The sequence below is a fragment of the Streptomyces sp. NBC_01716 genome (assembly GCF_036248275.1).
Lineage (GTDB): Bacteria > Actinomycetota > Actinomycetes > Streptomycetales > Streptomycetaceae > Streptomyces.
In genome coordinates this window covers 6549264-6559882 of record NZ_CP109181.1, presented here as the reverse complement: position 1 = coordinate 6559882, position 10619 = coordinate 6549264, and the positions used below count along the sequence as shown (strand labels likewise).

Genomic DNA, 10619 nt, shown 5'->3' with positions numbered 1-10619 from the left:
GCATACCGCGCCTGGAGTACTGACCCCCGGGACCTACTCCACCCTTGGACGTACCAGGCCCGATTCGTAGGCGATTACCACCAATTGGGCACGGTCACGTGCCCCCAGTTTCGCCATGGCCCTGTTGACATGGGTTTTGACGGTGAGCGGACTGACGACCAGACGCTCCGCGATCTCGTCGTTCGAGTGGCCGCCCGCGACGAGGACGAGGACCTCACGCTCGCGCACCGTCAGGGCCGCGAGCCGCTTGGAGTACGCCGCGGAGTCGGGTCCCTCTCCCGCGCTGCCGCCCTGGGCCAGGAAAGTGGCGATGAGCCCCTTCGTCGCGACGGGCGACAGCAGCGCCTCACCGGCCGCCGCGACACGGATGGCGTTGAGGAGTTCCTCGGGCTCGGCGCCCTTGCCGAGGAAGCCGGCGGCACCGGCCCGCAGCGACTGCACCACGTACTCGTCGACCTCGAAGGTCGTCAGCATGACCACCCTGACCCCGTCCAGCTCAGGATCGGCGCTGATCATGCGGGTGGCCGCGAGCCCGTCCGTACCGGGCATCCGGATGTCCATCAGGACGACGTCGGCCTTCTCGGAACGGGCCAGTGCCACGGCCTCGGCCCCGTCGGCGGCCTCCCCCACGACCTTCATGTCCGGCTCCGAGTCCACCAGCACCCGGAACGCGCTGCGCAGCAGTGTCTGGTCGTCGGCGAGCAGCACCCTGATCGTCATGTGTCCTCCCCCGTGCGGGCCTTGACCGGCAGTATCGCCTGCGTACGGAAGCCGCCGCCGTGGCGGGGGGCCGCTGTGAGGGTGCCGCCCAGCGCGGTGACGCGCTCGCGCATCCCGAGGAGGCCGTGGCCGCTGCCGTCGGCGGGCTCGCCGGTGCCGGTGCCGTCGTCCAGGACGGTGACCTCGACGGTCGGTCCGACCCGTACGACACTCACCTCGGCCCTGGCGCCCGGACCCGCGTGCTTGCGGACGTTGGTCAGCGCCTCCTGGATGATGCGGTACGCCGCGAGGTCGACGGCCGCGGGCAGACGGGCGCCCACGTCGCCGCGGGCCACCTCGACGGGCAGGCCCGCGTGCCGGAAGGTGCCGACGAGTTCGTCGAGCACCGCGAGGCCCGGGGCCGGTTCGGTGGGGGCGGCGGGATCGCCGGACTGGCGGAGCAGGCCGACGGTGGCGCGCAGTTCGTTGAGCGCGGACCGGCTGGCCTCTCGTACGTGCGCGAGCGCCTCCTTGGCCTGGTCGGGGCGCTTGTCCATGACGTGCGACGCGACGCCCGCCTGGACGTTGACCAGCGCGATGTGGTGGGCGACGACGTCGTGCAGGTCGCGGGCGATGCGCAGCCGCTCCTCGGCGACGCGGCGGCGCGCCTCCTCCTCACGGGTGCGTTCCGCCCGCTCCGCGCGCTCGCGTATGGCGTGGACGAAGGCGCGACGGCTGCGCACGGCGTCGCCGGCGGCACCGGCCATCCCGGTCCAGGCGAAGATGCCGAGGTTCTCCTGCGTGTACCAGGGGGTGGGTCCGGAGACCATCGCGGCGACCGTCAGCGTGGCCATGGTGGCCAGGCCGACGCGCCAGGTGGTGTGCCGGTCGGTGCGCGAGGCGACGGTGTAGAGGGCGACGACGGCGCTCATCGCGGCCGGCGACACCGCGTCGTTGGCCAGCAGCTCGGCGACGCTCACCGCTCCCGTGAAGACGAGCACGGGCAGGGGGTTACGGCGCCGGAAGACGAGCGCGCCCGCCCCGAGGGCCATCAGGACCACACTGCGGAGCCCGGGGGCCTCCTGGCCGAACGAGGGGAGCGCGTCGTGCCGGGGGCGCGGGTCGGCGAACGCGCCCGCCATCATGCACACCAGCACGGCCGCGGCCAGCGCGGCGTCGAACGCGAGCGGGTGGACGCGCAGCCAGCTCCTTACGCGGTCGAAGCCGGTTCCGAGTGAGGTCACAACCGGAACGGTACGGCGTGCAGGGCCGAACGGGTGATATCCGTTCACCGGCGGCCCCGGCCCGGCGCCCGTTCCCGGGGCGAACCGCCGTCCCACAGCACGATGCCCCGTGCCGTGGGGCACGGGGCATCGGGAGTGCTGGAGCGTGGGGTGCGGGGCGGCCGGAAGGGTCAGGGAGAGGGGATCAGACCGTCGTCGCTGAGAAGCGCGCGTACTTCTTCGATCGTGGCGCCCGGGGCGGGCAGAATCAGCCCCGACGGCTCCAGGGAGTCGTCGGGAACCGGCTCGCCCAGCTCACGCACCTTGTCGAGAAGCGCGTGGAAGGTGCGGCGGAAACCGTCACCGTCGTCCGCGTCGATCTCCGCGAGAAGGTCGTCGTCGAGCTTGTCCAGTTCGGCCAGGTGGCTGTCCGCGAGCTCCACCTGGCCCTCTCCCATGATCCGTACGATCATGACGCGCCCTTAGCTCTTGTCGAATTTGTTCGGACTCTGCGAGGGCTGGGAGCTGTCCTGCTGGTCGCCCTTGCCGCCCTCGATGGCCTGCTGCTGCGACGACGGACCGCCCGCCAGCTCGGCCTTCATCCGCTGGAGCTCCAGCTCTACATCCGTACCACCGGAGATCCGGTCCAGCTCGGCGGCGATGTCGTCCTTCGCCAGCCCCGAGTGGTCGTCCAGGGCGCCCGACGCCAGCAGCTCGTCGATGGCCCCGGCCCGCGCCTGGAGCTGCGCGGTCTTGTCCTCGGCACGCTGGATGGCCATGCCGACGTCGCCCATCTCCTCGGAGATGCCCGAGAAGGCCTCCCCGATGCGGGTCTGCGCCTGCGCGGCCGTGTACGTGGCCTTGATGGTCTCCTTCTTCGTACGGAAGGCGTCGACCTTGGCCTGGAGACGCTGGGCCGCGAGAGTGAGCTTCTCCTCCTCGCCCTGCAGCGTGGTGTGCTGCGTCTCCAGATCGCTTACCTGCTGCTGGAGGGCGGCACGACGGGACAGCGCCTCCCGCGCCAGGTCCTCACGGCCGAGCGCCAGCGCCTTGCGGCCCTGGTCCTCCAGCTTGGTGGACTGGCCCTGGAGCTGGTTCAGCTGCAGTTCCAGCCGCTTGCGCGACGTGGCCACATCGGCGACACCGCGCCGTACCTTCTGAAGCAGTTCGAGCTGCTTCTGGTACGAGTAGTCAAGGGTCTCGCGCGGATCCTCAGCCCTGTCCAGGGCCTTGTTGGCCTTCGCGCGGAAGATCATCCCCATACGTTTCATCACACCGCTCATGGGCTTCGCGCGCCCCCTTCTGACGGACTCCGGATCCAGCACTCCAACAGAACCCACAGTACGGGCCCTGCCTCTATTACCGCACTGTTCGGGCACGGATGGGCTCATCCCCAAGGACGACTGGCCCCCATATCGCTCCGGCGCAGGGAGTAGGTGACCTTCGGGGGCAGTGGGCGCTAAGTCCCCTCTGCACCAGTACAGACGTCCGCCGTTGCCGGATCGTTCCCCTCGGGGGTGGGTCGCCCGCGCAACACCCCGTACCCTTGGGCTTTGTGTTCCGTAGCCGCTCCAAGGACGAGAAGGCGCCCACCGGCAAGGTGACGGCGGACCTCTCCACGCAGACCAGAGACCCGCAGGCCCCGAAGGGCCGACCGACGCCGAAGCGCAGTGAGGCCCAGACGCAGCGCCGCCGTGCCTCGACGACGCCGACCGACCGCAAGTCGGCGATGAAGAGACAGCGTGAGGCCCGCCGGATCGATCTGGCGAAGCAGCGCGAGGCGCTGGCCAGCGGTGACGAGCGTTATCTGCCGGCCCGTGACAAGGGCCCGGTGCGCCGCTTCGTCCGCGACTACGTGGACGCGCGCTTCTGTATGGCGGAGTTCTTCCTGCCGCTCGCGGTGATCATCCTCGTACTGAGCATGGTCCGCGTCGGTCAGCTGCAGAACATCGCGCTGCTGCTCTGGCTGGGCATCATCGTGCTGATCATCGTCGACTCCATCGGCATCTGGATCCGGCTGAAGAAGCAGCTCGCGGAGCGCTTCCCGAACGAGCCCAGGCGCGGCGCCATCGCCTACGCCCTGATGCGTACGCTCCAGATGCGCCGGCTGCGTCTGCCCAAGCCGCAGGTCAAGCGCGGGGACCGGCCCTGAGCACTGGGGCATCCGGCTTCACGGGGGGCTCGGCCGGCCGGCCTGCGGGCCTCGGCGGGCTGCGGGACATCGTCCGCCAGGAGCTGGTCTCCCGGCAGCTCGACGAACAGCTGGCCTCCCGCTATCCCGTCGGGCAGCGGCTGCGGGTCCTGGACGTTGGTATGGGCCGGGGCACGCAGGCGCTCCGGCTGGCGCGTGCCGGGCACACCGTGACCGGGCTGGAGTCCGATCCCGGGATGATGGCCTCGGCGCGCGATTCGCTCGAAGCCGAACCCGCCGGGATCCGTGAGCGGGTCACGCTGGTCGAGGGCGACGGGCTCCAGACCGGAGTGCACTTCCTGCCGGGCGGTTTCGACGTGGTGCTCTGTCACGGCGTGCTGATGTACGTCGAGGAGCCCGACGCCATGCTCGCGGGGCTGGCCAGGATGCTGGCACCAGGCGGGCTGCTCTCGCTCCTCGTACGGAACGCGGACGCGCTCGCCCTGCGGCCGGGCGTCGCCGGGGACTGGGCGGGGGCGCTGGACGCCTTCGACTCCCCCACGTACACGAACGGGCTGGGCGTGCGGGTCCGCGCGGACCGGCTGTCGGCGCTGACGGCGACGCTCGCCGGGATCGCGGCGCCGCTGCACACCTGGTACGGGGTACGCGTCTTCTCCGACAACATATCCAGCGACGTGGAGCCCCCTGCGGCGGCTGAACTGGAGCTGCTGCTGGCCGCGGAGGACCGGGCGGGACGTACGGAGCCGTACCGAGGGGTCGCGGCGCTGCTGCATCTGTGCGGCGTGCGCGGATGACGGGGCGGGTGACAGGGGCACCGCGGGGAGCCGGGGGCGGGGGCCTGTCAGGCGCACGGGGCCTCTCTGCGTCCGTACGAATGTGAGCATCACGGGGACGACCGAGACGGTCCGGACACCGGACGACGGCGCCGGACGCGCCAGAAGCACCGGAAGCACCACGAAAACCGGGCCCGAGGGCACGACGGGGGCCGACGGGGCGGAGAAGACGCCGAAGCTGTCCGCCGGGGAGACCTGGCGGGCGCTGTACGGGCACTTCCGCCCGCACCGGTGGATGGTCGCGCTCGGCGCGCTGTTCGCACTCGTCGGGGCCGCGACGGGGCTGGCGCAGCCGCTCGCGGCCAAGGCGCTGGTGGACCGGCTGGGTGAGGACGGTTCGATCACCGGGGTCCTGCTGCTGCTCACCGGTCTGGTGGTGCTCGGCACGGCGATCGAGTCGGTCGGCGCCTACATCCTGGAGCGGACCGCCGAGTCCGTCGTCCTCTCGGCGCGGCGCGACCTCATAGGGAGGCTGCTGCGGCTACGGCTCCCGGAGGTCGAGCGGACCCAGCCGGGCGATCTGATGTCCCGCGTCACCTCGGACACCACGCTGCTGCGCGCCGTGACCACGCAGTCGATCGTGTCGGCCGCGACCGGCGGGCTCACGTTCGTCGCGACGATCGTGCTGATGGGCTTCATGGACCCGGTGCTGCTCGGGGTCACGCTCGGGGTGATCGTGCTCATCGGCGGCGCCTTCGCGCTCGTCCTGCCGAAGATCGCCGAGGCCACCCGGCGTTCGCAGGAGGCGGTCGGCCGGATCTCCACCGTCCTGGAGCGCGCCTTCGGCGCCTTCCGCACCCTGAAGGCGTCGGGCGCAGAGGAGCGGGAGGCTGCGGTCGTGGAGAGCGCCGCACGGGACGCCTGGCGGCACGGCCTCAGATCCGCGAAGTGGCAGTCGCTCGCCTCGTCGTCGATCGGTCTCGCCATCCAGGTGTCGTTCCTGGCCGTGCTCGGCATCGGCGGGGCCCGGGTCGCGTCGGGCGCCATCTCGATCTCGACGCTGATCGCCTTCCTGCTCTTCCTCTTCTATCTGATCGACCCGGTGTCGCGGCTGGTCGAGGCCGCGTCTCAGTACCAGGTCGGCACGGCGGCCGTCGCGCGGATCATCGAGGCGGAGCGGCTGGAGACGGAGCAGATCGAACCTCCCAAGGAGGCGGCGGCGGGCGGTCGTTCACCCGCGGCCTCCGTGGTCTTCGACGATGTCACCTTCCGCTACCGCGACGGGCTGCCGCTCGTCCATCACGGCGTCTCCTTCGAGGTGCCGGGCGCCGGGATGACGGCCTTCGTCGGCCCCTCGGGCGCGGGCAAGACGACCGTGTTCGGTCTGATCGAGCGGTTCTACGACGCGACGGGCGGCCGGGTCCTGATCGACGGCAGGGACGTACGGGACTGGCCGCTGGGCGAGTTGCGGGCGGCCATCGGTTACGTCGAGCAGGACGCGCCCGTGCTCGCGGGCACGCTCCGGGAGAATCTGGTCTTCGCCGCGCCCGCCGCCACCGACGACCAGATCAGGGACGTCCTCGTACGGACCAAGCTGGAGAGGCTGGTTGAGCAGTTGCCCGACGGTCTTGAGACGCTCGTCGGCCACCGCGGGTCCAAGCTGTCCGGCGGTGAGCGGCAGCGGGTGGCGATCGCCCGCGCGCTGCTGCGCGGTCCCCGGCTGCTGCTTCTCGACGAGGCGACGTCGCAGTTGGACGCGGTCAACGAGATGGCGCTGCGGGATGTGGTCGCCGAGGTCGCCAGGGACGTGACGGTACTGGTGGTGGCGCACCGGCTGTCGACGGTCACGCTGGCGGACCGGATCGTGGTGATGGACGCGGGGAAGGTGCGGGCGGTGGGTACGCACGAGGAGCTGGTCCGGGAGGATCCTCTGTACGGAGAGCTGGCCGCGACGCAGTTCCTGGCGTCGGCCCGCTGAACACGCCTCCCCTTAAGGAGACTTGCTCCGGTCAGGAGAGAGGTACGTCCCCGAGCGCCGGGCGGGAGGCCGGGCGCGCGAGGACGTTCCCGCCGTCAGCTCTCGTCGGGCGCGCTCTCCGGATCGGCCTGAAGGCTCATCGGCCCGTAGATCTTGGTGCCGTCCTCGAAGAGCGTCACCTGGTCGGCACCGCCCTCCAGCAGCTCCTTCCAGGCCTCACCGACCCAGGACTCGGCGTCGCCCTGCGTGGTGAACTCCTCCGGCTCCACGGCCGGCGGGACCTCCGTCCCGTCGGTCTTCTCGAACCGCCACGTCCACGCCATGTCCGCCTCCCGGGGCCCGCGAAAATGATCTGCTTGCTGCCCGCAGCGTAGCCGGGCGCGCACCCAGCGCGGTGACACGGGAGGATCATCCGCGTGGAACTGACTCTGCTCGGCACCGGAGCACCCGACGGCCTCCCCCGCACCCGCTGCCCCTGCGCGTCCTGCGCGACCGCCCGCGGCCCCCTCGCGCGGGCGGCGACCGCGCTGCTCGTGGACGGGGCGGTGCTGCTCGACCTCACCCCGGGTGCGGCGCTGGCCGCCGCGCGGGCGGGGCACTCGCTGGCCGGTGTACGGCAGGTGCTGCTCACGCACCCGCACGAGGGACCGGCCGTCGAACTGCCCGCCGGGCTGCCGACGGCCGGACGGGTCGCCGACGGAAGGGTGCTGACGCTGATCAGCGGGCACCGGGTGCGGGCCGTGCCCATGGACTCCCCCGGTACGGGGTACGAGGTGACGGCCCCCGACGGCGAGCGGCTGCTGTATCTGCCCCCGGGCGGCGCACCGGCGGGGCTCCCGGCCACCGGCAACGGCGACGGGGAGGCCGGCGGGAGGGGGACCGGCCGGGGCGGTGACCGCTCCGCGCGGGACGCCGGGCCCGCCCCGTACGACATGCTCCTCGCCGATGTGACGGGCCGCCCCGACGCCCTGGCCAGGCTGCGCGCCGCCGGGGCGGTGGGTCCTGGCACCGACGTCATCGCCGTCCACATCGGCCACGAGGTGGCGCCCGGCGCCGAGTTGGACCGGAGGCTGGCGGCGGTGGGCGCGCGGGCGGTGCCGGACGGGACGACGCTGACGGTCGGCGAATACCACGACGTACCCGAACTGCCGCGCCGCACCCTCGTGACGGGCGGTGCGCGCTCCGGCAAGTCCGTCGAGGCCGAGCGGCGGCTCGCCGCCTTCCCCGGCGTGCTGTACGTCGCGACGGGCGGGGCCCGTGAGGGCGACCCCGAGTGGCGGGCCAGGGTCACGGCGCACCGCGACCGCCGGCCGGGGTCCTGGCGCACCGCCGAGACGTGCGACCTCGTACCGCTGCTCACCGGCGAGGGCCCGCCGATGCTGATCGACTGCCTGTCGCTGTGGCTGACGGACGCGATGGACCGGGTGGGCGCCTGGGACGACGCGGCGTGGACAGGGGGCGGCGAGGAGGCGCTGCGCGAGCGGACGGACGAACTGGTCGGCGCGGTGCGCGCGACGCGGCGCACGGTGGTCCTGGTGACCAACGAGGTCGGCTCCGGCGTCGTACCGGCGACGGCGTCGGGCAGGCGCTTCAGGGACGAACTGGGGCGGCTGAACGCGGCCGTGGCGGCGGAGTGCGAGCACCTCCTGCTGGTCGTGGCGGGGCAGGCGCTGATCCTGCGCGGGTGACGGCGGGCGGGCCGGTGCGGGGGCGCCGTGAGGCAGACGGGGCTTTGCCGGGGCGCCCCGTGCTGCCGGTACTGTTCGGCGAATGAGCTCGCTGAATCTCGACGACTTCTCCGATCTGATCGAGCGCCCCGACGGCGGTCTGCGGCGTGACGCCGAGGAACGCCGCGAGCGGCTTTCCGTCCCGCCCGGTGCGCTGGGCCGGCTCGACGAACTGGCCGAGTGGTTGTCGGCCGCCCAGGCCTCCGTACCCGTCACCGCCATCCGGCAGCCGCGCGTGGTGCTCTTCGCCGGTGACCACGGGGTCGCCGCGCTCAATGTCTCGGCGCGCCCCGCAGGCAGCGCGCATCTGCTGGTACGCGCGGTGCTGGAGGGCGAGAGCCCCGTGGCCGTGCTCGCGCGCCGCGCGGGGGTGCCGGTACGGATCGTGGACGCCGGTCTCGACTGCGATCCGGAGCTGCTTCCTACAGAGGTCGTACGCCATCGGGTACGGCGCGGCAGCGGGCGTATCGATGTCGAGGACGCGCTGACGATCGAGGAGGCCGAGCAGGCCGTACGGCTCGGCATGGCGATCGCCGACGAGGAGGCCGACTCCGGCACGGACCTGGTCGTGCTCGGCGATCTGAGCGTCGGCGGTACGACTCCGGCCGCCGCCCTGATCGCGGCGCTGTGCGGCACGGACGCGTCCGTGGTGACGGGGCGCGGCGGCGCGGGGATCGACGACCTGGCGTGGATGCGCAAGTGCGCGGCGATCAGGGACTCCCTGCGCAGGGCGCGGCCGGTGCTCGGGGACCAGCTGGAGCTGCTGGCCACGGTGGGCGGTGCGGATCTGGCGGCGACGACCGGGTTCCTGCTGCAGAGCGCGGTGCGGCGGATGCCGGTGATTCTGGACGGCGTCGTCTCGACTGCGTGCGCGCTGGTCGGCCAGCGGGCGGCGTTCCGGGCTCCGGACTGGTGGCTGGCGGGCCAGGTGAGCGGGGAGCCGGCGCAGGCGAAGGCGCTGGACCGGATGGCGATCGATCCGCTGCTCGACCACGGGGTGGTCGTGGGCGAGGGGACGGGCGCGCTGCTGGCACTCCCGCTGGTGCAGGCGGCGGCGGCACTGGGGGCGGAACTCCCGGAACGGCCGGAGCCTGAACCGGAGTCGGAGGCGGCGGCGGAGGCGGCGGCGGCGGCGGAGAACGCGGGCATCGAGGACGTGACGTAACGGGAGCGCTTCGTCAGGCCCCGGCGGGCACGGCCGGAGCCGCTCGCCGCGGGCGCCTCAGTGCGGCGGGTCCGCAGCCTCGGCCCGGCGCTCCGGTTCGTCGTCCGGCGCGCCGCCGATCCAGTCCTGGACGCGGCGGCGCGGCGCCGACCAGCGGCGGACGCGGCGGTACTCGCGCAGTGTCATCCGGGCGCGCGCCCGGTGGCGGCGCCGGTAGAAGCGGCGGGCCCAGACCGAGCACGGCCGGGCCAGTCTCAGCGCGCCGACGATCGCCACCGGGGGCACCAGCGTGCCCACGAGCGCCATCCACAGCTTCCCCTTGGACAGCGTGATCAGTACGAAGACGAAGCTGGAGCCGAGAGTCAGCGCCAGCGTCGTCCGGTCCTGGCGTTCCTCCCCCGACAGCGAGTCGACGCCGAGGGGCGAGAAGCCGCTCAGGACGAGCAGGGCCAGCGCCGCGGCGAGTACCACGACCTCCACGCTCTGCCGGCCCTGCTCGGTCCAGTACACGTCGTCCAGATGCAGGATCAGCGCGAACTCGTCGAGGACCAGACCGGCGCCGATGCCGAAGATCACGGCGCACACCGCCGCCCCGGCTCCGGATCTCGCGCTGCCGACCGCGCCGAAGCCGCCGATCACCATGAGCACCACGCCGGGCACCACATGGTGAATGTGCGTCCCGCCCGACCCGAGGTTGCGGAACGGCCCCTTCCCCGCCCGGATCAGGCGGGTGATCATCCGCGTGATCAGAAAGGTCAGTACGAAGGAGGCCAGCACGAGCAGCATCGGGATCTTGCCCGGCTCGACGAAGTTCTGGTGGAACCAGGAACCCATGCCGCCCGCCTCCACTCCGACCCTTTTGCTCACCTATGGGCAACTTATCGTCTACGCGCCCGCCGGAC

General features: G+C 72.4%; 11 protein-coding genes. 5 read left to right on the top strand and 6 right to left on the bottom strand.

The annotated features are described in order from the left end of the window. Positions 1 to 33: 33 nt before the first annotated feature. From OIE74_RS28910 to OIE74_RS28895, 4 genes are all read right to left on the bottom strand, one after another. Complete coding sequence (locus tag OIE74_RS28910) at positions 34 to 720, bottom strand: response regulator transcription factor (RefSeq protein ID WP_329388732.1); 687 nt, start codon at positions 718 to 720, stop codon at positions 34 to 36. Beyond that, positions 717 to 1943: a sensor histidine kinase gene (locus OIE74_RS28905; RefSeq protein WP_329388730.1), complete on the bottom strand. Its 1227-nt coding sequence runs from the start codon at positions 1941 to 1943 to the stop codon at positions 717 to 719. Before OIE74_RS28905 ends, OIE74_RS28910 begins: the two co-directional genes overlap by 4 nt. A gap of 170 nt (positions 1944 to 2113) precedes the next feature. Then, positions 2114 to 2395, bottom strand: a complete 282-nt coding sequence (pspAA, locus tag OIE74_RS28900; protein ID WP_329388729.1) for a PspA-associated protein PspAA — start codon at positions 2393 to 2395, stop codon at positions 2114 to 2116. 9 nt (positions 2396 to 2404) lie between these two features. After that, positions 2405 to 3205, bottom strand: coding sequence for a PspA/IM30 family protein (locus OIE74_RS28895; RefSeq protein ID WP_329388727.1), 801 nt, complete (start codon positions 3203 to 3205; stop codon positions 2405 to 2407). Between the two features lie 272 nt (positions 3206 to 3477). Here OIE74_RS28895 and OIE74_RS28890 point away from each other — a divergent pair, with 272 nt between their 5' ends. The 3 genes from OIE74_RS28890 to OIE74_RS28880 all read left to right on the top strand — a co-directional run bounded on the left by OIE74_RS28890 (position 3478) and on the right by OIE74_RS28880 (position 6825). Continuing rightward, the gene (locus tag OIE74_RS28890) at positions 3478 to 4074 is read left to right on the top strand and encodes a DUF3043 domain-containing protein (protein WP_329388725.1); all 597 of its coding nucleotides are present in this window, start codon (positions 3478 to 3480) and stop codon (positions 4072 to 4074) included. After that, positions 4071 to 4868 (top strand): class I SAM-dependent methyltransferase, encoded by a 798-nt coding sequence (locus OIE74_RS28885; protein WP_443076384.1) that lies wholly within the window; start codon positions 4071 to 4073, stop codon positions 4866 to 4868. The genes OIE74_RS28890 and OIE74_RS28885 overlap by 4 nt, the downstream gene beginning before the upstream one ends. 274 nt (positions 4869 to 5142) lie before the next feature. Then, positions 5143 to 6825 carry an ABC transporter ATP-binding protein gene (locus OIE74_RS28880; protein WP_329392480.1) on the top strand — a complete coding sequence of 561 codons (1683 nt, stop codon included), beginning with the start codon at positions 5143 to 5145 and terminating at the stop codon, positions 6823 to 6825. A 95-nt stretch (positions 6826 to 6920) separates the two neighbouring features. Here OIE74_RS28880 and OIE74_RS28875 read toward each other — a convergent pair whose 3' ends face one another. After that, complete coding sequence (locus OIE74_RS28875; protein WP_329388722.1) at positions 6921 to 7148, bottom strand: hypothetical protein; 228 nt, start codon at positions 7146 to 7148, stop codon at positions 6921 to 6923. Between the two features lie 93 nt (positions 7149 to 7241). On the opposite strand from OIE74_RS28875, the gene OIE74_RS28870 reads away from it, so the two are divergent. Together OIE74_RS28870 and cobT are read left to right on the top strand one after the other, a co-directional pair. Further along, positions 7242 to 8513 carry a bifunctional adenosylcobinamide kinase/adenosylcobinamide-phosphate guanylyltransferase gene (locus OIE74_RS28870; protein ID WP_329388720.1) on the top strand — a complete coding sequence of 424 codons (1272 nt, stop codon included), beginning with the start codon at positions 7242 to 7244 and terminating at the stop codon, positions 8511 to 8513. 91 nt (positions 8514 to 8604) lie between these two features. Next, complete coding sequence (gene cobT / locus OIE74_RS28865; RefSeq protein WP_329392479.1) at positions 8605 to 9717, top strand: nicotinate-nucleotide--dimethylbenzimidazole phosphoribosyltransferase; 1113 nt, start codon at positions 8605 to 8607, stop codon at positions 9715 to 9717. A 57-nt stretch (positions 9718 to 9774) separates the two neighbouring features. On the opposite strand, the gene OIE74_RS28860 is transcribed toward cobT, so the two are convergent. After that, positions 9775 to 10551: a hypothetical protein gene (locus OIE74_RS28860; RefSeq protein ID WP_329392478.1), complete on the bottom strand. Its 777-nt coding sequence runs from the start codon at positions 10549 to 10551 to the stop codon at positions 9775 to 9777. Positions 10552 to 10619 lie beyond the last annotated feature (68 nt).